Raw genomic sequence first — 20,646 nt, 5'->3', positions numbered from 1 at the left:
AATATAAGTTACGATGTCAGTAAACAAAGAAATAAAACGGGTCAGCACAGGGATGCTGCAAGCGATGAAAGAACGTAAAGAGAAGATTTCTATGCTTACCAGTTACGATTACTCCATGGCTAAAATCGTAGACCAAGCTGGTGTTGATGTTATTTTGATTGGAGATTCGGCTGCCAATGTATTTGCCGGTTATGAAACAACTCTGCCAATCACCCTGGATAACATGATTTACCATGCCGCTGCTGTGGCCAGGGGTACCGAACGTGCCATGGTCCTTGCAGACCTTCCCTTCGGTTCCTATCAAGGTTCTCCCAACGAAGCCTACAATGCCGCGGTTCGCATGATGAAAGAATCTGGTGCTCATGCGCTAAAATTGGAAGGTGGACTTGAAATCATCGACAATATCAAAAAGATCATCGCCGGTGGAATTCCTGTCTGTGGTCATTTGGGATTAACACCTCAATCCATCAATAAATTTGGAAATTTTGGTGTACGGGCCAAGGAAGACCAGGAAGCTGCAAAATTAATCGAAGATGCATTGGCATTACAACAGGCAGGTTGTTTTGCTGTCGTATTGGAAAAGATACCGGCCAAACTTGCCAAAGAGGTTACCGAAAAACTTACCATTCCAACAATCGGAATCGGTGCCGGAGCGGATTGTGATGGACAGGTACTTGTCATCAACGACATGCTCGGGATGAATGCTGATTTCAAGCCAAAATTCATGCGGCATTTCGCCAATCTACATGAGCAAATCACAACTGCTGTAGCCAATTATGTTACTGAAGTTAAAGCTGTCCAATACCCCAATAACGACGAACAATACTAACTGTAAAGCAACATGAAATTTTTGATCATTGGGCTTATTATTCTTGTCGCTTATCTGATGATCCGCAAAAAATTCAGTTTTTTCGGATCATCAGATGAACTATCTAAAAATTTAAAATCGGGCTTTCAGTTGATAGAAGCCTCTTCGACCGCGGTTCAAGCAAACCTAAAAAAAACAGTCTCCAATGCGGTTATGGGCATTGTCCTAATCCTGATTATGATACTGCTGTTCGCAAAGATAAAAATCGTCTTGTTTCTTCTGCCAATTGCCTTTTTTCTATTAGGTTATCTTTTTCTCTTCAACAATCACTTTACTAAAATCAAAAACCAACAGATCTGGTTCAACCCCAAGACAAATGATGTTTTTGTTGAACAGCTCAAAGCTGAAAACTATGCCTTCAATATCTTTCAAGATGTACAAGCCGTGCAAAGGATCGAATCCATACAGACGACCAAAGGATTACTTTATGGCTACTATCGGATCAAGCTCAAAGATCATATTTTGGAAATCCCCTATCTCGTTGCAGAAAATAAACCAGTTAATAACCTGTTTTTTGACACATTCGCACACAATTTTAAAATAGATGTCCAAAAAAGAATTTTCCCTATCATTTAGTATATGACCTTCAATAAATTGGGAATACCGAAAGAAAGTAGTATATTTAGATAAATCAATAAAAATTTACAAAACCAAAATATTTTACACTATGGGAAAAGGTGATATCAAAACCAGAAGAGGAAAAATATCAAATGGTTCTTTTGGAAAAAGAAGACCGCATTTATCAAAAGCTTCTATTAAGCCAAAGGTAAATAATGAAGCTCCAAAAGAAGTCGAACCAAAAACGAAAGCAAAGAAATAAATGCACATAAAGCTAGAACAAGTTTCTGGCTTTTTTATTTTTCTGCCTTCCCCACTACTTTTCTCCTCAATTGTAAAATCCTTTTGACAACCGGTTTCATCAATAGAATAAACCTATCTTTAGCCGTCAAATCAAACTACTACATAAGGATTACATTGCATGAACAAAAAAACGACCATCTACATCCTTTTAACCTGTGCCGTCATTGGAGGAGGGTATTTTCTTATAACTTCTAAAAAAGACAAAAAAGAATCTGATAAACCTGCCGTAAGAAAGGATATGCCCATTCCTGCACAAGCTATAATTGCGAAGTCTTCAGTAGCAGATCGATCGATCAACTTGTCGGGAAGTATCGATGCAGAGGAAAAGGTTGAGATACGGAGCGAAGTCAATGGCCGGATCACGAAAATCTACTTTTCAGAAGGGCAGCGCATCCAACAAGGACAGCCATTGATCAAAATAGATGATATTGAGCTGCAGGCACAGCTCAAGCAGGTGCAAACCACCAATCAGCTCAATGCCGAAAATGAACGCCGTGCAAGTCTTCTGCTTCAGAAAGGGGCTATTAGTCAAGAAGAGTTTGATGTCGCCAGTGCAGCACTAAAAACTTCTGCAGCACAGATACAGCTGATTCAGGCGCAGATTTCCAAAACGACGATCCGTGCACCTTTTAGCGGCACCATCGGACTGCGAAACATCTCTGTGGGGGCAATGGTTTCATCCAACACCCTAATTGCCAACTTAGTTAAGGACAATGTTGTCAAAATCACTTTTGCTATTCCGGAAAAATACAGCAATATCATCAAACTAAATTCCGCTATAGAATTTAGTGTTGCCAATGACCCTACAGTCATCAAGGCCAATATTTACGCCATTGAGCCCGAAGTGTCCCTAAATACACGAACCTTGACGGTCCGGGCCCGTGCGATGAATGACCAGGGAAAACTTCGTGTGGGTTCTTTTGTTAATGTCGTTGTTCCGATAGAAGTTGAAAATGATGCCATTTCCATACCAACAGAAGCTATTGTCCCCATTCAGGATGGAAAGAAAGTCTTTGTTCTACAGAATGGATTAGCAAAAGAAACCAAAGTTGAAACTGGAGCCCGTACCGACAAGGAAATAGTCATTTTATCCGGCATAAGCGCCGGTGATACAGTATTGACCACCGGGGTATTGGCGCTAAAAGATGGAGCAAAAGTTAAAGTATCACTCGCTAACTAATTGTCCATGAATCTATCAGCAGTTTTTATTAAACGTCCAGTATTAACAATTGTAGTCAATATCACAATCATTCTGTTTGGCTATATTGGTTTCAGTTTTTTAGGTGTTCGAGAATATCCTTCCATTGATCCTGCTATTGTCTCCGTCCGCACAAACTATGCCGGAGCAAACCCTGATATCATTGAATCACAAATCACTGAACCGCTTGAAAAGGCGATCAATTCTATTGATGGAATTCGAAATATATCTTCGTCCAGTAATCAGGGATCCAGCAACATTACCATAGAATTTGATCTACAGAAAGATCTGGAGGAAGCCGCCAATGATGTTCGTGATAAAGTATCACAGGCAGTCCGCAGTTTACCACAAGATATTGATGCCCCACCTGTAGTTTCCAAAGCAGATGCAGATTCCGACCCCATCATCATATTGACACTTCAAAGTGAAACTAGAGACAAGTTATCATTAAGTGATTATGCGGAGAATGTTATTTCAGAAAGACTACAAACCATTCCAGGTGTCAGTAGCACCCAAATATATGGTCAAAAACGTTATGCCATGCGTTTATGGCTCAATCCAGATCGCATGGCGGCCTATGGTATTACGGCTTCGGATATTCGTACTGCACTGAATAATCAGAATGTCGAACTCCCGTCTGGAAAAATCGTCGGAAATACAACTGAATTGACCGTAAAAACAGTAGGAAACCTATCCAGTCCCGAAGAGTTCAATAATATCATTCTAAAAACAGATAGCTCCCGCATCGTAAAATTTATTGATATCGGACACGCAGAGATTGATGCCGAAAACCTCGAAACGAAAATGGTCAGCAATGGCAAACAATTGGTCGGTGTGGCAATTATCCCTCAACCGGGCACAAATTATTTAGATATTGCTAACAATTTCTATAATATGCTGGATCAGATAAAGGAAGATCTCCCACAGGATATTACCATCAATATTGCATCTGATAATACAAAGTTCATCAAAAAATCCGTTGTCGAAGTAGCTGAAACCCTGATCATTTCTATTGTATTGGTCACGCTGATCATCTACTTTTTCTTCCGTGATTGGGGAATTGCCTTGCGTCCATTACTTGATATTCCCGTTTCATTGATCGCTACCTTCTTTATCATGTACATGTTTGGTTTCTCGATCAATGTCCTCACCTTACTTGCCATTGTATTAGCTACAGGTCTTGTTGTTGATGATGGTATCGTTGTGACGGAAAATATATTCAAGAAAGTGGAAGAAGGTATGTCCCCTATTGAAGCTGCCTTAAAGGGATCAAAAGAAATATTTTTTGCTGTCATTTCCATATCCATTACCTTGGCGGCAGTATTTCTACCCGTCATATTTCTTCAGGGATTTGTAGGCCGGCTATTCAGAGAATTCGGGGTCGTCATCGCATCCGCCGTACTGGTTTCCGCATTCGTTTCACTGACCCTTACGCCCATGCTGAACGCTTACCTGATCAAAGGCGGTGGGCATAAGAAGACAAAGTTCTATGAATGGACTGAACCTATGTTTGTGAACATGAATAAAGGCTATGCCAGTGCATTAGATAAATTCATGAAATTCAAATGGATCAGCTTCCCCATCCTACTTGTTTGTTTTGGTATTATTGGTGTGCTCTTTGCTTCAATCAAAAAGGAAACGGCCCCATATGATGACAGAAGTAATATCTCTGTCAGTATCACCGGACCGGAAGGTGCTACCTACGAATATATGGATCGCTATATGCAGGACTTGGACAAGCTTGTCTACGATTCTATTCCAGAAAATAAAATAAGCCTGAATATCACATCCCCAGGTTTTGGATCGAGTTCTGTCAATTCAGGCCGTATCCGAATGACCTTAGTGGATCCTGAAGATCGTCAGAAGTCGCAGGATGACGTTGCCAAAGAACTGACTAAGTGGACAAAGAAATACGATGGTGTCCGTGTGAATGTTTCGCAGACACCTACGATCTCCATGAATCGTAGAGGGGGGCTTCCTATTCAATATATCATACAGGCTCAAAACTTTGAAAAGCTCCAGGAAAAGATTCCAGAGTTCATGAATGAAGTAAACAACGATCCAACATTTTCTACCACAGACATCAACCTGAAATTCAATAAACCTGAACTTCATGTCGAAATAGATCGTCTCAAAGCACTTAGTCTGGGGGTCTCCGTACTTGATGTATCCCAGTCGTTACAATTGTTATTAAGCGGGCAACGTTTTGCCTATTTCATGCGTGACGGAAAGCAGTATCAAGTTATCGGTCAGGTAGAAAATGACAGAAGAGCGACGCCAACGGATCTCACTTCAATTTATGTCCGCAATAATATGGGGCAGCTTATTCAACTCGACAACCTTGTCAATGTCCGTGAAGAAAGTAGCCCGCCACAGCTCTATCATAACAACCGTTATATGTCTGCAACAGTTTCAGCTGGCTTGGCCCAGGGAATGAGCATGAATGATGGTATTGCAGCGATGGACCGGATAAAAGAGAAAGTGCTGGACCAAAGTTTCACTACTGATCTGAGCGGTGAATCCCGCGATTATGTAGAGAGTAGTTCAAATACCTTATTCGCTTTTGGACTTGCACTGTTGCTGATCTATCTTATTTTGGCTGCTCAATTTGAAAGTTTCCTGGATCCTTTTATTATTATTCTTACTGTACCAATGGCTGTTGCTGGAGCATTGATCAGCCTATGGTTATTTGATCAGACCTGGAATATTTTCAGCCAGATCGGTACGATCATGCTGATAGGTCTTGTGACCAAAAATGGTATTCTGATCGTTGAATTTGCCAATCAGATGCGTGAAGAAGGTATGGAGAAATTTGAGGCTATCATGCATTCCGCAGAATCACGACTCCGACCAATTTTAATGACCAGTCTGGCTATTGCCTTAGGTGCATTACCTATTGCAATGTCTTTAGGTGCAGCTTCCACGAGCCGGATCGGTATGGGGGTAGTCATTGTGGGAGGTACTGTCTTCTCCCTTATTTTGACCTTATTTGTTATTCCGGCAATTTATTACATGTGGTCAAGACCAAAAAAACACAGACCCGAATTTGATAACATTAAAAGTTACGAATAATCAGACATGAAGAGAAATATCATCATATTGCTACTGCTTTGCTCGATCATGTTTCAAGGCCGTGCACAGGAAGTATTGACGCTGGAAGAGGCGCTTACAACAACGCTCAGCAATAACTTCAATATTCTGTTGGCTAAAAATGACAACAATATCGACATGGAGAATACAAGTTTAGGGAGTGCAGGAATGCTACCTGCAGTGACTGGTACCTTCAACCGGAGCAACTCCGTTCAAAATTCCCGACAAGTGCGTGCCGATGGTCAAATCCAACAGGTTTCAAATGCCAAGAACGACAACATGTCCTACGGTGTTAATTTGAACTGGACTATTTTCGATGGTTTCGGCATGTTTGCACGTCGTGACAGATTCAAAGAAATACAGCGCCAGGGTGAAGCCGAGATCAAATTTGAGGTCATTAGCCAGCTGAGCGAGGTGTTGGCCACTTATTACAGCCTGGTTCAGCAAAAACGGCTTATCGATGCCTTGGACACCACAATTACATTATCTAAATATCGTGTTACCCTAGCAAAAAATCGACTGGATATCGGAAAAGGCTCCAAATTGGACCTTCTGAATGCGAAGGTTGACCTCAATACTGACAAAACCAATCTACTGCGTCAACAGGAAAGTTTCAAAAATACGAAAACCTACCTCAACCAACTGATGACGCGTGATCTAAGCCTTGATTTTCAAATTGAAAATGAGATGGAGCTGGACAGTGACCTGAAATTAGGAGACCTTATCCAAATTGCGGACCAACAAAATCCCCAGGTACAACTTGCACTCATCAACAAACGTGTTGCCGAATTAAACTTAAAATCGGTGAAAGCTGAGCGTTATCCAAAAATCGGCCTAAACACTGGCTATAATTGGAACGAATCCCATTCCTCTCTCGGGTTCTCGACTGAAAACAAGAACAAGGGGCTTAATTACGGTATTACGGCATCTGTGAACATCTTCAATGGCTTCCTACAGAATAGGAATGAACGGATAGCCAAGTTTCAGGTAAAAAGTACCGAACTACAGATACAGCAGCAAAAACAGAGTATCCAGGCCCAGGTCAGAACATTATTTCAAACCTATATTACTAATATCGAATTGGCCAGGGTAGAGAAGAAAAATGAGGAGCTTGCCAAAGAAAATCTTAACATCACACTGGATAAATTCCGTATCGGAACCATTACCACCTTGGAAGTTAGAACAGCTCAGCTTAATTACATCAATGCAATGACACGTAGTTATACTGCCCAATACGATGCCAAGGTTTCAGAAATACGCCTGAAAGAATTAACAGGCGAAACCTACTAAAAAAAAGCTCCTGAGATAATATCTCAGGAGCTTTTTTTTAGTAGTCAATTGCAATAATAGATTTCAAGGGTATCAGTACCCCGCTCTTAATCTGAATATATCTGTCAGTCAACGACCATACTGTGGTTTCAATACGCTTTGGTCCGGAATCTGTCTGAAAGGCTATCTCAGTTTTGGATTTAAACTCATTACCCAACCTAAGGGCCCCTTTCAATTTATCCATAAAAATCGCCGTCTTATCTTCACTCGCAGGGATAAATTTAAATTGAGGAATTTCCTCTTTAGCTATTAATTCTCCAACCATAATATTAGCATTTAATGTGTAAATTTAATGTTTAGCGTTTCACCATTTATAACGCTTCAATACCAATCTTATTTTATTATTTTATGCCATTGGCTTATTTAAAGCTACCTATTCCCGTAATAATAATCAATTAAATCATTGAAAACTATCATTTATTTTACAATAAAAAAACGATTACGCTATCAGGAGTTTTTTCTTCCCCCCTACCAGGGCTTTCATACAATTTATACTATCAAAGATATCTGAATATTATGTCATTTCATTTTGATTTTAAACACAAAATCAGTCATATTACCTAATTTTACAATAAACAAAATGGAAATGGAAAAATCAATTTTTGAAAAAGAGTGGGAAATTTATTTCACACAATGTTACTCCAATGGCCGCATCCGTTTTTCAGATCTGTCCAATATTTTGCAACTTACTGCTGGAGAACATGCGACCATTGCAGGTTTTGGTTTTAAAGAAATGGCTAAGCATAACCAAACATGGGTCTTAAGCCGTATCCGGATCGAGATTACGAGATTGCCCAAATGGATGGATATTGTCCGTGTCAAAACCTGGGTACAGGAGCTGGAAGGTGCCCGATCCACACGTAATTTTGAAATTACTGTCAATGGACAGCTTTACGTGACAGCCACCAGCTATTGGGCTGTCATAAATACCGTGAAGCGGAGTTCCGAAACCTTAGCTATTGCTGCTGAAGATTTTCAGACTTACCCTGACCAACCTGCCACCCAAAAACCCTTTTCAAAATTGGATATTTTACAGCCCGTTAGGAATATTGATAATTACATCGTCAAGCTTTCAGATCTGGACATTGTTAATCACGCCAATAATGTGAAATACCTGGATTGGTGTATGGACAGGCTTCCTATTGAACTTGTCCTGACCAATCAGATAAAATCATTGGAAATGAATTATTTAAGAGAACTACGTCATAATGATACTGTAGAAATCAACGGTGATTCTACAGAAAAAGGTTATTTCATGACAGTTTCCAAACAGCAGCGCATCCATTTTGCGCTGGAAGTGGAGACAAAATAAAACCAGACTTTAAATAAAAAAGGAGGCTCAGGCCTCCTTTTTTATATTTAAGCAAATGCTTTATCTCCTTTTTTATAAGGAAGATTCCCATCATATTTTCCTGGAATCTTAACAAAACGCAATGCTTTTGTACAGCCTAATTCTGAATTAAAGAAACCTGTCAAAGTCAATTGCTTGAACATGGTAAACCAATGCGGAGGATCGTTCTCCACGTAGTTGTACAATTGATTCTGCTTCTCTCTATTTTTCTCAATGATCTCTTTTTGATCTTCAGCTTGCTTCTTATTAAACTCATTAGCTTCTTTGTCCAACGCTGCAGCTACCGCAGTCCGGTCTTCGGCAGAAAGTTCAAGGAAAGGCTTACCTTTCACTTCTTTGGCCTTATCATCCAATGTAGCAAAGCCGGTCAAAAATGCTTTTTGTTGTTTTTCAGTATAACAATCACGCACCATCACCGGAATAAAACTTCCCACGCCAGCTTCTTTTGCACCTGGAGTTGCTGTTGCTGGCAAAATGGCTTCAGCCAGGTCACCCAATAAATCTGTTGTTTTAGCATCAAATAATGCTTGTACATCCTTCGTGGCTGAACGCGTACAGCCTTCCAAAAATAAATTGGCGCCTATAACAGTACCTCCTAAAATCAAGGCAACTCGTTGTAATGCTTCTCTTCTATTCATACTACTAAATATCTTAATTTTAGAAATTATATTTCATTTCCCAACCTTGTCTGTAATTACGTTTGACAAATTGATTCACATGATCAAAATTTGTCACCCGCATCTTGTCATTATCCCAAAGTAACTTTAAGTTACGTCCAGGATATTTTCCATCGAGCCGCAGGTCAGCTCCTCTGATCGCCAGATTCGCCATTAATAGCGCTTCAGTCAATGGTCCTGCAATTTCAAACGGCGAGCTGACTTCTTTCTTGCCATAACCTGCCTGACAAGCTTCCACCCATTGTGCATAGTGTCCACCTTCTTGTCCTGGTACACGGGCATATTTCTGAGCAACCTGATCTTTTCTTGATGTAGGCAACAAACGCGCGTTTTGTCCATAGGTATCGGCCAGGATCTTTCCTTTCGTGCCCACCAACAAAATACCATTTCCACCGTCACCAAAGATTTCATTCGGTTCTAGTTCATCCGGACGAGCTGGTTGAATACCACCATCCATCCAGTGTAAAGTCACAGGGCCATTTGTGCGTGGAGTTTTTGGGAATGTCAACGTCGCATGACTGGACGGTGGACAACTTTCAGGGAAATAGCCACGCTTGAATTCATCCACATAAACTGAACCTACTGTAGCTTGTACATCTTGTACATACGTTAACCCCAATGTACTGAAAGGCACTTCCAACAAGTGACAGCCCATATCGCCCAATGCCCCGGTTCCATAATCCCACCAGCCGCGCCAGTTAAAAGGCACTAATTTGTCGACATATTCTTTGTAAGGTGCTGTTCCTAACCATAAGTCCCAATCCAACTCTTTTGGAATCTCGGCTTTCCCGGTTGGCCAAGCAATACCTGAAGGCCATACCGGACGGTCCGTCCAGCAATATACGGTATGTACATCACCGATCAGGCCCGCTTCATACCATTCACGGACAAAGCGCGGTCCATCATTGGATGCCCCCTGGTTACCCATTTGAGTTACTACCTTATATTTTTTGGCTGCATGTGTCAATGCCCTGGCTTCCCACACATCATGTGTTAATGGTTTTTGAACATACACATGTTTGCCTAATTGCATTGCCGCAAGGGCCTGTATGGCATGCTGATGATCAGGTGTCGACACAGAAACGGCTTCGATGTTTTTATGTTCCTTATCCAACATTTCCCGATAATCCTTATAATATTTCGCTTTTGGATAACGTTTCACGGCTTCGGCAGCACGACGGTCATCAACATCACATAAGAACGCCAAATCTGCTTTTCCTGAAGCATGAAATGCATTAATGTCGCTGAATCCCTTACCACCCACACCAATACCTGCAATCTGAAGTTTATCACTTGGAGCGGTAAATCCGTTTCCGCCTAATACATGGCGAGGAACGATCATAAAAGCTGCAGCAGCTGTTGCCGCAGTCTTCAAAAAATCTCTTCTACTCGACTTGTTTGAATTATTTTCCATTGTTATCAATCTTTCTTTAGCTATTAGATGTTACCTTTTTTCAATTCACTAACCGCAAAATCGACCGCACGTGCAGTAAGTGCCATATAAGTCAATGAAGGATTCACACAACCTGCAGAAGTCATACATGCTCCATCTGTCACGAAAACATTCATTGCATCCCATACCTGGTTATTTCCATTCAATACAGATGTTTTTGGATCGCGTCCCATGCGGGCAGTTCCCATCTCATGAATACCTTGGCCAAGTCCATAGACGTTATCGTAAGTATAAGTGTCTTTTACGCCAATGCTATCTAACATTTCCTTCATTTCATTCTGCATGTCGCCACGCATCTTCAGCTCATTATCCTTGATCTCTGCATCAAAAGATAATACAGGTAAACCCCATTTATCTTTTTTGTTTTTATCAAGGGTGATTTTATTTTCATGATAAGGCAGAGTCTCTCCAAAAGCAGTAAAACCAACACTCCAGTCACCTGCTTCACAGATGGCATCTTTCCATGCTCCTCCAACTTCCATCTCGGCTACGGCTCCTGACCAACGACCTCTTCCTGCTGCACCTTGATAACCGAAACCACGGACATAGTCGCGTTTTTTGGTATCACCATCAACATTCACAAAGCGTGGTACATATAAGCCCGTTGGGCGGCGGCCGAATACATAGCTATCCAGATAACCATCTATCTTACCTCCGGCACCACAGCGGAAATGGTGATCCATCAAGTTATGTCCCAATTCACCGCTGCTGCTACCAAGACCACCTTCCCAAACATCAGTTGCTGAGTTCATCAGTACCCAAGTCGAGTTAAGGGCCGAAGCACATACAAAAATTACTTTTGCAAAAAACTCATACGTTTGATTTGTTTCCGCATCAATAATCTCTACCCCCTTCGCCTTTTTCGTATTTTTATCATAAATGATTTTTGTTACGATAGAAAAAGGGCGTAAGGTCAAATTACCTGTTTTTTTCGCAGCAGGTAACGTCGCAGATTGTGTACTGAAATAAGCCCCAAAGTTACAGCCTAACCAACATTGATTTTGATATTGGCAATTGACACGATCATGATGAGGAACAGTGATATTTGCCGTTCTACCCATAATAAAATGACGTTTACCGCCATATTGCTTCTTCAATCGTTCTGCCAGATCTTTTTCAACAATATTCATGGCCATTGCCGGCATATAATCGCCATCAGGTAAGGATGGAACCCCATCTCTATTTCCTGAAATACCCGCAAATTTTTCAGCATAGCTATACCAAGGTGCAATATCTTTATATCGAATAGGCCAATCTACACCGTGGCCATCCTTTAAGTTCGCTTCAAAGTCAAGATCTCCCAAACGGTAAGATTGTCTTCCCCACATCAGGGAACGCCCCCCTACGTGGTATCCACGGTACCAGTCAAAACGTTTAACCTCAGTATATGGGCTCTCTTTTTCATTTACCCAAAAATCCAGGTTTTTTTCATTCAAAGGATAATCCCTACGCAATACAGGATAGTCTTCGATCATTTGTTGCGTACGGCCGCCAGCATGTGGCCATTCCCATGGATTTTTGTTTGGCGCAGTGTAATCTTTGATGTGTTCAATGTTACGACCACGCTCCAGCATAATTGTTTTCAGCCCCTTCTCCGTCAATTCTTTCGCAGCCCATCCGCCACTTATTCCCGAACCGATTACAATTGCGTCATAAGTATTTGTTGCCATCTCTCTTCTAATTATTGTTTTTAAATAGTTATTTTTTCTGTTTAGTTAGTTGCAGTCGTATTATCGATCTTTTCGTCTTTAAAAAGCGCCAAAAAGATGAAAAACACTACTGCTGCAATAATTGCCGGAACGACCCAGGTATGATTCCAGAATCCCGCCAAATCAGTTGCTTTCATTTCTTTGTATTTGTCACCTACGTAACTCGCAACCCAAAATCCAATCAACTGACCGACACCATATGTCGCCAATGTGATCAGCCCCTGAGCGGCAGATTTATACTTCACCCCGGCTTTACTATCGGTATAGATCTGACCTGACACAAAGAAAAAGTCATAACAGATACCATGTAAAGCAATACCGATCAACAGCATAAACGAAAGTTCACCAGCATTTCCATAAGCAAATAATAAATAACGGATCACCCAGGCTAACATACCCACCAAAATCGTTTTCTTAAAACCAAATTTTGTAAAAAAAATTGGCAAGGCCAATAAGAACAGGACTTCAGAAGCCTGCCCAATGGTCATCTTACCCGTTGGGTTTTCCAGTCCAATTTCTGTCAGGAACAAGTTTGCATTGGAGTAATAGAATGCTAAAGGAATACAGATCAATACCGAAGAAACGAAAAAGATCAAAAAGTTCTTGTCTTTCAATAGTTTGATCGCATCCAGACCAATGATTGAGGCAAAAGATGGTTTTTCATTCTCATCCAGCTTCACGGGAGGGGTCTTAGGCAATGCAAATGAAAACACACCTAGCACCAATGAAGCAACACCTGACATCAAAAAGGTGTATTTCAATGCCCCTTCTGATGCTGCAGCATCCCATTTAAAGATATAACTGATTGCTAGACCTGCAACGATCCAACCAATTGTACCCCAAATACGTATACCTGAAAACTGTTTTTCTGGATTGGTCAGCTGTCTAAAAGAAACCGAGCTCGCCAATGCTAGAGTTGGCATATATAAAACCATATAAGCCAATACATAAGGATAAAAAGTGGACATCTCTGTAGCAGCATACATCTGATACATCAATACCGCACCAACTAAGTGCAAAACACCCAAAATTCGTTCTGCATTAAAATAACGATCCGCAATCATTCCTACGATAAAGGGTGCAATAATAGCACCTAAGGATTGAGTCGAAAATACATTGGCCATCTCAAAATCCGTTGCCTGCAGATTTTTGCTTAAAAAGGTGCCTAATGTGACAAACCATCCCCCCCAAATAAAAAACTCGAGGAACATCATGAAAGATAGTTTAAATTTTATTGTTGATGAAATCATAAAAAAAATGGTGTTTTACAATACTACTAATTGGTTTTACCAGCTCAATTTAAGAAATTAAATCTAATTGTCAATAGTACACTATTAAAATATTACAAAAAGCTATCCACTTCCCGATAAGCTGCTACCAATCTATCTTCGCCCTCTTTACCCGCTTTAGAATTCCCATGCTCCATCCCCATAACTCCTTTATATCCCTTATTATAAATATGTTTGAATACATTTTTATAGTTAATTTCTCCGGTAGTTGGCTCCTTACGACCGGGGTTGTCACCAATTTGAATATATGCAATTTCATCCCAGCAACGATTCATATTAGCAATCAGGTCCCCTTCGGTCCTTTGCATATGATAGATATCATACAAGATTTTACAGGAAGGACTGTTTACCGCTTTACACATGGCATAAGTCTCATGCGTTTGCTGAAGAAATAATTCAGGTGTATCACTTAAGGTCTCCAAAACCATGACCAAACCATGTGGTTCAAAGATCTCCGCGCCTTTACGCAATGCGGCAAGGATATTACTAAATTGATTACCCCAAGGCAATTTTCTTTCGTAAAATCCGGGAACCACGGTCAACCATTTGGCATTACAGCGCTTGGCTGCTTCCACAGATTTTTGGCATGTCTCGACAAACTTGTCCACAAATTCTTGTTTACCCGTGGCCAATGAAGTCATCCAATTCTGACCACCATCTACCACAAATACCCCCATGGTCATGCCTAGTTGTCCCAATAAGTCTCCAATTTTCTTCTGTTCGTCAAGTGGTCTGCCCAAATAACCATTATCCTCGATACCTCGGAAGCCCAAATCATGCATATAACGAATCTCATCCAGAAAATTTTCTCCGGCATGATGCTTAAACATCCCTTGATGCGGAGCATAATTTAGATTAAAAGTCTTTCCCTTATCCATACTATTTTTTGTATTTGTCGATGCAAAGGTGTGTCCAGACAACCCAGCACCAGCAGCCAAAAGACTGCTTTTTATAAAATCCGATCGCTTCATTTTAACTTATAATTGATTAATTTTTAAATAATTTACTAAATCCATCCGAATAGATTGTTTGGACAGATTGATCCTTATTCTGGTAAATTACAAAAACTTCGACATTTTTCAATGCCTTCGTCCTTGCAATGATTTGTTCCGGTTCCTGGCCCATCAGAAAATTGTCCAATGCATCAGCATCCATTGCCGTTTTGGCATAAACAGTGACACTCAGCACATTTGTACGATATGGAAAACCCGTCATCGGATCAAGATGATGTCCCAGTTTCTTATTTTTATACTTGATAAACTTCTCAAAACTACCCGCTGTCGTGATTGCACCCAGTTGGAGCTGCACCACTGCTGTCATCACTTGGTCCACCTTATTCTCTCCAGGCTGAACGATGCCAATTGTAAATCCATGCTGCCCTGGAGGACTGCCAAGTGTACGAATTTCACCTCCAACCTCCACCATATACCTGGAAATTCCTTTTCTCTGGAGATAATCAGCCAGTACATCGACGGTATATCCTTGTGCAATACCGTTGACATCAATCTTAACACCGGCCTTCTTTTTAAATAAACGATTCCCACGAACCTTCAAATACTGCATTCCTACCAATTCTTTGGTTTTCATGACTAAGGCGGAATCCGGTATCCCCTGGCCTTTATTTACACCAAAGCCCCACAAGTTGACCAGTGGGGCAATGGTAATATCAAATTGACCATCAGATAATTTATGATACCTAAAGGAAGCAGCAATGACTTTGGCCAGATGGACGTCCATGTCAATATGCATCACACTATCTTGATTGAATGTCGATATCTTCGAATCATTGCGATAAATAGACATCGATAAATCAATCAGGTTCAAGATACTGTCAATTTCATCTCGTTTCACCAGACTGTCTGCAGCAAAGTAGCTGATATGGAATTGGGTACCCTGTGCCGGTCCTTCCAGCCGAATCTTGTTTAATTGCTTTGATACAGTCTGCGCTGGCAGGGCAAAACTCCAAACAGTAAGGACAAAAGCACAACAAAACTTCCAGTTCACCCCCATCTTCCCGTCAATATTAGATATATAAATTCGTATTTTGACCAGGCATCGCGACAGGATAAAAGCCTTCAGGGTTAGGTAACAACTTTGGTTTAGCATCCCAAGCCAACACATCTGGTCCCAATTTAATGGTCGATTTCAAGGCATCGTCCCATTTAATGACCTTACCTGTATAACAAGCAATCCGACCAATAATACCTGTTAATGTACTATATGCTCCATATTCGGCATTATCAAACTTGTACTCACCTTTAGAAATTGCTTCAAAAAGCTCTTTATGTTCTTGTTGATATGGATTTGGATTCCCTTTTGGATCATGACGGTAGATTTCTTTTCCTTTCCAGTCATACAATACAGCTTGTCCATTTGCCGAAAGATAAGCGCGACCTTTGGTGGCCTGAAACTGCTCATCCACACGATTTTGTATCCCCTCAAAATGTCGGCACTGACTGTAAACAACACTGTTATCGGCGTAAGTCAATTCCAATGCAAAATTGTCATAAATCTCACCGTATTCTTTACCAGTACGATGCGCTCTACTCCCTGTCCCCTGGATGGATACTGGATAAGCACCTTTCACCCAATTGGCAATATCAATATTATGCACGTGTTGTTCAACAATGTGATCCCCACAGAGCCAATTGAAATAATACCAGTTCCGCATCTGATATTCCATTTCAGTCTGTTCAGGTTTACGTGGACGGACCCATACGCCACCCGAGTTCCAATATACCTGCCCTGAGGCTACCTCACCAATAGCTCCTTCATGAATACGTTTAATCGCTTCCCGATAGTTGGTCTGATAACGGCGCTGTAGCCCTACAACCACATTTAATTTTTTACGTTTTGCCTCCTCTGCCGCACGCAATACCTGCTGAACTCCAGGAATGTCCACCGCTACAGGCTTTTCCATGAAAACATGTTTTCCCTGACGGACAGCCTCTTCAAAATGAGTAGGTCTAAATCCTGGGGGCGTTGCCAAGATAACAACGTCAGCTAGTTTGATCGCTTCTTTGTAAGCGTCAAATCCTACAAATTTATGATTGTCGCTGACTTCAATTTTATCTTTCCATTTTTCTTTCAGTGTATTATATGTACTATCCAGATTATCCTTAAAAGCATCTGCCAAGGCAACAACCTTAATATTCATTCCTGAATTTAATGCGTCGAATGTAGCACCTGTTCCACGACCACCACAACCTACTAAAGCAATCTTGATAACGTCTGAACCAGCAGCGTAAGCTCCAGATAGAGGTAACGAGCTCAACATCGCACCACCGGCCACGACAGCAGAAGTTTTGATAAAATCTCTTCTTTCTAAATTTTCCATAACAGTTTTATATTGATTATTTAATTTAAAAGCCATACAAGGTTATAATAACCTTCATCGCACCATTTTAAAAGTCTTTGACGGGTTGTTTATCATAATATGCCATAATTTCTTCATGGCTAGGCGGGTTCAATGGTCTGACCAGGCGCATGCCAACAAAAGGGGCCTCAGGAAACCACCAATTGCTTTTAGGCACCTGTGGATCCAGCTGTTTCCACACGGGGTCTGAAGCTCCCCGGGAAGCTGAACGAGCATCTGCGGCTTCGCTATCAAAAGCTCCTCCGCGGACAACATGCGAATACAGTGCTGTTGGTACCACAACTGGGTTAATCAATTCTTTCCCTTCACCTTCTTTGTAGCTATCTGCTTTATATTGGTCATATGTCCATTCAGCAACATTGCCATACATGTCGTAAAGCCCCCAAGGGTTGGCTTTCTTTCCGCCAACTGCATGTGTTTTTTCTTCAGCGTTATCCTTAAACCAAGCATATTCGCCCAATTGAGCAACATCATCACCAAAGAAATAGGGCGTATTTGCTCCGGCTCTTGCAGCATACTCCCATTCTGCTTCTGTAGGAAGACGATAGAATATCCCTGTACGCACGTATAGCCATTTACAAAATTGAATCGCATTGTAATGTGTCATCGCCAGTGCAGGATGCCCCTCTTTGCCAAAACCAAATGTCATGTCCAGATATGGTTTGGTTGGTCGTGTAACAGCATCGATTTCTGGAGAAACCTTTCCCTCTTTACTTTTTGCAATTTCATAATCCTTGTACAAGAAAGGTTCAAACAAATCCCAGGTTACTTCGTATTGCCCCATCCAAAAAGGGTCAATCTTAACATCATGGGCCGGTTTTTCATCGTCCTTTCCACCGGACACTGTTCCCATCTTGAAACTTCCGCCCGGAATCGCAACCATTTTAAATGAAAGATTGGTCCCTTCGATGGATTGTTCATATGGGGCCATTTTATCCTGAGCGATCGCTTGTACTCCTGCAAATAATAAAACGGGAATAAAGATTCTTTTTAACATATTTAGGTTTATTTAAAGACTAAAATATAAAATATGGTGTATACTTTACACTTTGATTTATAACTTTTTTATTACAGTTTAATTCAAACGACGCAATTGAGGTCCGATAGAAAGCTCGCAAAACTCAGATACAGCAAGCATAAAAAAAGGTTTTCCATTCATGGAAAACCTTACAATCTATTCGTTATCGATCTTTTATAAAAGAATCTTGCGGCTGACCGATTTATCTATTGTGATATATCCGGGATAAAACACCGACTTTCCAGCAATATTGATAGAAGGTTTAATTTTTAACGTAAATATCCCCTTTTTATTCTGATCACTGGACATTAAAAAATCCTGTAGGTCCGAATTCATCAAAAGATCATAAATATTCGTAGCAATACGCACATTGGCCACAGTGGATGCTCCAGGCTCAATCTGTAATGATTGGTTGACGATCCCTTCAACAAGCTGTTGATTACCATATAAAATAATATATTGAAACTTGTTGATGGACGCTTTTTTTAAGGTAGGATTATCTATTTTCAGGCGGATGACCGCATCCAAGGGAATATCTTTCCGTAAATAAGCCAGTGCCAAACTTGGAGCTGCCCCCAGATTGACCTCATTGTTTTTGATCAAACGCTGCAATGGTGTTCCGGCAAGCTGGATACTATCCACGGATTCTACGTCAAATTTGCATTTTGCCAAATTCTCGATCTGCGCCTTTTGTCTATTCACCCCACAGCCTGAGATAAACAGTCCAAGCAACACAATACATCCAACTATAATTTTCTTACTCATCGTGTTATTTTCCTCCAAATTTATACAAAACCCCCAGTGTAAACAATGGATAGCCCGCTTTTAAATAATCATTACTCTTAAAACCAAATACCATCCCATTGGTATACTGCAATTTCCAGCCCTTCCCGATCCCCATTCTGGTATAAAACACAGGTTCAACAAGCATATTATCTTCCTTTGCGGCCGGAAGTTTGTCAATTGCAAACTCCTTCATCCGCATATTGCTCAAGCGGATAATGGTTCCATAGTCAATATCACGTCGATTGCCAAACAATTTAAGCGCATCCTTCTTTTCTGATGAAAAATTGACCTGCACAAATACTTTATCAAAGTCCATATCCCTTGTTTCTACTATAGCTTGTCCTGTCGTTGAGGATCTTTTATCAACCATATTGACAGTACCGATCCCGTATCCGCCATATACCTCAAACACACGGTTATCTTTCTGACCAAATCTGGTAAAGTATCCGATGCCCGCTTCCCCCATCTTCTGGGCATAGTCCTTGGTATTTGAGCGATTGTCCACGTAGGAGCCATTGGCAATGACAGCAACATGATCTGTAACAGCTACCCCTAGATTGGCCGATACATTGGCCTTTGTGTTGATGTTTCCCGAAACGTACACCTCTCCAGCCTCTGTAAACATCGGGGCAGAAGGAACATTGGGCATATACATCGAACTACATGAATATAAAGTACCGGCCAATAAGCCACCACATAGCGCATATCCCATTTTATTATACTTCATAAATCGGTATTTATCTTAAAACACATATCCTTTATAAAAATTGTACCAAAGCTTTTACATTTAACAGAAAATAACAATTGCCATGTAAAAATATCAACAGCTTATCGGTAAGGACATCAAGCTGCACAAACAGCTATTTCCAGAAATAAAAAAGGCATCAATTGCTTGATGCCTTTTCAAATATTGTTGCAAACCTTATGCTTGCTCTGTAGGAACTACAGATACATAAGATTTATTGTTAGCTTTTTTACGGAAAACTACTTTACCGTCTACTAAAGCGAACAATGTGTGGTCTTTACCAATACCAACATTCGTGTCAGGATTGTGTTGTGTACCGCGTTGGCGAACGATGATGTTACCAGCGATTGCTTGTTGACCACCGAAGATTTTGATACCTAAACGCTTGCTATGTGACTCACGGCCGTTCTTGGAACTACCCGCACCTTTTTTGTGTGCCATTTCTTTATCTTAATTTAAGACTATTGTCTGATTAAAAATTCAATTATAACGTAATACCAGTGATCTGGATTTTAGAAAATTGTTGACGGTGACCGTTTTTCTTTTTGTAGCCTTTACGACGTTTTTTCTTGAAAACGATAACTTTATCACCTTTTAAATGAGACAAAATTTTAGCCGAAACTTTTGCACCTGCAACGCTAGGTGTACCAATGGTAAATTTACCACCGTCTTCTGCTAACAATACATTGTCAAATTCAATACTAGCGCCTTCATCTCCTTGTAAACGGTGTACAAAAAGGAACTGGTCTTTTGCAACTTTAAATTGCTGTCCTGCTATATTTACTATTGCGTACATTGTTAATTAATTAAATTGTTATTAAATGAACGGCAAAAGTAAGTAGTTTTTATCACAATTCAAAGATAAATTTATCTTTTTACACAAACTCTAACCACCT

Annotated in this window: 20 protein-coding genes; 7 read left to right on the top strand and 13 right to left on the bottom strand. The window is 40.7% G+C overall.

Annotation, left to right across the window (positions count from 1 at the left end; all coding sequences use genetic code 11):
* Nucleotides 1-13: 13 nt before the first annotated feature.
* From panB to HX021_RS02300, 6 genes are all read left to right on the top strand, one after another.
* Nucleotides 14-829: a 3-methyl-2-oxobutanoate hydroxymethyltransferase gene (gene panB / locus HX021_RS02325; RefSeq protein ID WP_286588052.1), complete on the top strand. Its 816-nt coding sequence runs from the start codon at nucleotides 14-16 to the stop codon at nucleotides 827-829.
* A 12-nt stretch (nucleotides 830-841) separates the two neighbouring features.
* A complete protein-coding gene (locus tag HX021_RS02320; protein WP_286588050.1) occupies nucleotides 842-1,444 on the top strand; it encodes a PH domain-containing protein in 603 nt (200 codons plus the stop codon).
* Nucleotides 1,445-1,535: 91 nt separating this feature from the next.
* Entirely contained in the window at nucleotides 1,536-1,688 is a 153-nt protein-coding gene (locus HX021_RS02315) for a 30S ribosomal protein THX (RefSeq protein ID WP_286588048.1), read from the top strand.
* Between the two features lie 159 nt (nucleotides 1,689-1,847).
* Nucleotides 1,848-2,909 carry an efflux RND transporter periplasmic adaptor subunit gene (locus HX021_RS02310; protein WP_286588046.1) on the top strand — a complete coding sequence of 354 codons (1,062 nt, stop codon included), beginning with the start codon at nucleotides 1,848-1,850 and terminating at the stop codon, nucleotides 2,907-2,909.
* A gap of 6 nt (nucleotides 2,910-2,915) precedes the next feature.
* The gene (locus HX021_RS02305; RefSeq protein ID WP_286588044.1) at nucleotides 2,916-5,999 is read left to right on the top strand and encodes an efflux RND transporter permease subunit; all 3,084 of its coding nucleotides are present in this window, start codon (nucleotides 2,916-2,918) and stop codon (nucleotides 5,997-5,999) included.
* 6 nt (nucleotides 6,000-6,005) lie between these two features.
* Entirely contained in the window at nucleotides 6,006-7,307 is a 1,302-nt protein-coding gene (locus tag HX021_RS02300) for a TolC family protein (protein ID WP_286588042.1), read from the top strand.
* Nucleotides 7,308-7,344: 37 nt separating this feature from the next.
* Here HX021_RS02300 and HX021_RS02295 read toward each other — a convergent pair whose 3' ends face one another.
* Entirely contained in the window at nucleotides 7,345-7,611 is a 267-nt protein-coding gene (locus HX021_RS02295) for a hypothetical protein (protein ID WP_286588041.1), read from the bottom strand.
* 321 nt (nucleotides 7,612-7,932) lie between these two features.
* Here HX021_RS02295 and HX021_RS02290 point away from each other — a divergent pair, with 321 nt between their 5' ends.
* On the top strand, nucleotides 7,933-8,658 hold the full coding sequence (locus HX021_RS02290) for an acyl-[acyl-carrier-protein] thioesterase (protein ID WP_286588039.1): 726 nt from the start codon (nucleotides 7,933-7,935) through the stop codon (nucleotides 8,656-8,658).
* 47 nt (nucleotides 8,659-8,705) lie between these two features.
* On the opposite strand, the gene HX021_RS02285 is transcribed toward HX021_RS02290, so the two are convergent.
* The 12 genes from HX021_RS02285 to rplU form a co-directional block, all read right to left on the bottom strand.
* Entirely contained in the window at nucleotides 8,706-9,335 is a 630-nt protein-coding gene (locus tag HX021_RS02285; RefSeq protein ID WP_286588037.1) for a gluconate 2-dehydrogenase subunit 3 family protein, read from the bottom strand.
* A gap of 19 nt (nucleotides 9,336-9,354) precedes the next feature.
* Complete coding sequence (locus HX021_RS02280; protein ID WP_286588035.1) at nucleotides 9,355-10,788, bottom strand: Gfo/Idh/MocA family protein; 1,434 nt, start codon at nucleotides 10,786-10,788, stop codon at nucleotides 9,355-9,357.
* A 23-nt stretch (nucleotides 10,789-10,811) separates the two neighbouring features.
* Nucleotides 10,812-12,497: a GMC oxidoreductase gene (locus HX021_RS02275; RefSeq protein WP_286588034.1), complete on the bottom strand. Its 1,686-nt coding sequence runs from the start codon at nucleotides 12,495-12,497 to the stop codon at nucleotides 10,812-10,814.
* 41 nt (nucleotides 12,498-12,538) lie between these two features.
* Nucleotides 12,539-13,783 (bottom strand): MFS transporter, encoded by a 1,245-nt coding sequence (locus tag HX021_RS02270; protein ID WP_286588517.1) that lies wholly within the window; start codon nucleotides 13,781-13,783, stop codon nucleotides 12,539-12,541.
* Between the two features lie 95 nt (nucleotides 13,784-13,878).
* A complete protein-coding gene (locus tag HX021_RS02265; RefSeq protein WP_286588032.1) occupies nucleotides 13,879-14,796 on the bottom strand; it encodes a hydroxypyruvate isomerase family protein in 918 nt (305 codons plus the stop codon).
* Nucleotides 14,797-14,812: 16 nt separating this feature from the next.
* A complete protein-coding gene (locus HX021_RS02260) occupies nucleotides 14,813-15,835 on the bottom strand; it encodes an FAD:protein FMN transferase (protein WP_286588031.1) in 1,023 nt (340 codons plus the stop codon).
* Between the two features lie 13 nt (nucleotides 15,836-15,848).
* A complete protein-coding gene (locus tag HX021_RS02255) occupies nucleotides 15,849-17,162 on the bottom strand; it encodes a Gfo/Idh/MocA family oxidoreductase (RefSeq protein WP_286588029.1) in 1,314 nt (437 codons plus the stop codon).
* Between the two features lie 67 nt (nucleotides 17,163-17,229).
* Nucleotides 17,230-18,198: a formylglycine-generating enzyme family protein gene (locus tag HX021_RS02250; protein WP_286588027.1), complete on the bottom strand. Its 969-nt coding sequence runs from the start codon at nucleotides 18,196-18,198 to the stop codon at nucleotides 17,230-17,232.
* A 195-nt stretch (nucleotides 18,199-18,393) separates the two neighbouring features.
* Nucleotides 18,394-18,984, bottom strand: a complete 591-nt coding sequence (locus HX021_RS02245) for a hypothetical protein (RefSeq protein WP_286588024.1) — start codon at nucleotides 18,982-18,984, stop codon at nucleotides 18,394-18,396.
* A gap of 4 nt (nucleotides 18,985-18,988) precedes the next feature.
* Nucleotides 18,989-19,732: a hypothetical protein gene (locus HX021_RS02240; protein ID WP_286588023.1), complete on the bottom strand. Its 744-nt coding sequence runs from the start codon at nucleotides 19,730-19,732 to the stop codon at nucleotides 18,989-18,991.
* A 195-nt stretch (nucleotides 19,733-19,927) separates the two neighbouring features.
* Nucleotides 19,928-20,191, bottom strand: a complete 264-nt coding sequence (rpmA, locus tag HX021_RS02235; protein WP_046672918.1) for a 50S ribosomal protein L27 — start codon at nucleotides 20,189-20,191, stop codon at nucleotides 19,928-19,930.
* Between the two features lie 43 nt (nucleotides 20,192-20,234).
* Nucleotides 20,235-20,546 carry a 50S ribosomal protein L21 gene (rplU, locus tag HX021_RS02230; protein ID WP_028068281.1) on the bottom strand — a complete coding sequence of 104 codons (312 nt, stop codon included), beginning with the start codon at nucleotides 20,544-20,546 and terminating at the stop codon, nucleotides 20,235-20,237.
* Between the last annotated feature and the right edge of the window lie 100 nt (nucleotides 20,547-20,646).

Origin of the sequence: Sphingobacterium sp. N143 (genome assembly GCF_030325625.1) — a bacterium.
Classification (GTDB): Bacteria; Bacteroidota; Bacteroidia; order Sphingobacteriales; family Sphingobacteriaceae; genus Sphingobacterium.
The sequence above is the reverse complement of the archived record's forward strand: the minus strand, read 5'-3'. Positions and strand labels throughout refer to the sequence as shown.

Excerpts from the sequence above, each read along its gene's own strand:
- HX021_RS02315 (WP_286588048.1), top strand. The coding sequence starts at position 1,536 with ATGGGAAAAGGTGATATCAAAACCAGAAGAGGAAAAATATCAAATGGT.
- panB (WP_286588052.1), top strand. The coding sequence starts at position 14 with ATGTCAGTAAACAAAGAAATAAAACGGGTCAGCACAGGGATGCTGCAA.
- HX021_RS02260 (WP_286588031.1), bottom strand. The coding sequence starts at position 15,835 with ATGGGGGTGAACTGGAAGTTTTGTTGTGCTTTTGTCCTTACTGTTTGG.
- HX021_RS02280 (WP_286588035.1), bottom strand. The coding sequence starts at position 10,788 with ATGGAAAATAATTCAAACAAGTCGAGTAGAAGAGATTTTTTGAAGACT.
- HX021_RS02300 (WP_286588042.1), top strand. The coding sequence starts at position 6,006 with ATGAAGAGAAATATCATCATATTGCTACTGCTTTGCTCGATCATGTTT.
- HX021_RS02245 (WP_286588024.1), bottom strand. The coding sequence starts at position 18,984 with ATGAGTAAGAAAATTATAGTTGGATGTATTGTGTTGCTTGGACTGTTT.
- HX021_RS02305 (WP_286588044.1), top strand. The coding sequence starts at position 2,916 with ATGAATCTATCAGCAGTTTTTATTAAACGTCCAGTATTAACAATTGTA.
- HX021_RS02290 (WP_286588039.1), top strand. The coding sequence starts at position 7,933 with ATGGAAAAATCAATTTTTGAAAAAGAGTGGGAAATTTATTTCACACAA.
- HX021_RS02285 (WP_286588037.1), bottom strand. The coding sequence starts at position 9,335 with ATGAATAGAAGAGAAGCATTACAACGAGTTGCCTTGATTTTAGGAGGT.
- HX021_RS02275 (WP_286588034.1), bottom strand. The coding sequence starts at position 12,497 with ATGGCAACAAATACTTATGACGCAATTGTAATCGGTTCGGGAATAAGT.
- HX021_RS02255 (WP_286588029.1), bottom strand. The coding sequence starts at position 17,162 with ATGGAAAATTTAGAAAGAAGAGATTTTATCAAAACTTCTGCTGTCGTG.
- HX021_RS02320 (WP_286588050.1), top strand. The coding sequence starts at position 842 with ATGAAATTTTTGATCATTGGGCTTATTATTCTTGTCGCTTATCTGATG.
- HX021_RS02265 (WP_286588032.1), bottom strand. The coding sequence starts at position 14,796 with ATGAAGCGATCGGATTTTATAAAAAGCAGTCTTTTGGCTGCTGGTGCT.
- rpmA (WP_046672918.1), bottom strand. The coding sequence starts at position 20,191 with ATGGCACACAAAAAAGGTGCGGGTAGTTCCAAGAACGGCCGTGAGTCA.
- HX021_RS02295 (WP_286588041.1), bottom strand. The coding sequence starts at position 7,611 with ATGGTTGGAGAATTAATAGCTAAAGAGGAAATTCCTCAATTTAAATTT.
- HX021_RS02250 (WP_286588027.1), bottom strand. The coding sequence starts at position 18,198 with ATGTTAAAAAGAATCTTTATTCCCGTTTTATTATTTGCAGGAGTACAA.
- HX021_RS02240 (WP_286588023.1), bottom strand. The coding sequence starts at position 19,732 with ATGAAGTATAATAAAATGGGATATGCGCTATGTGGTGGCTTATTGGCC.
- rplU (WP_028068281.1), bottom strand. The coding sequence starts at position 20,546 with ATGTACGCAATAGTAAATATAGCAGGACAGCAATTTAAAGTTGCAAAA.
- HX021_RS02310 (WP_286588046.1), top strand. The coding sequence starts at position 1,848 with ATGAACAAAAAAACGACCATCTACATCCTTTTAACCTGTGCCGTCATT.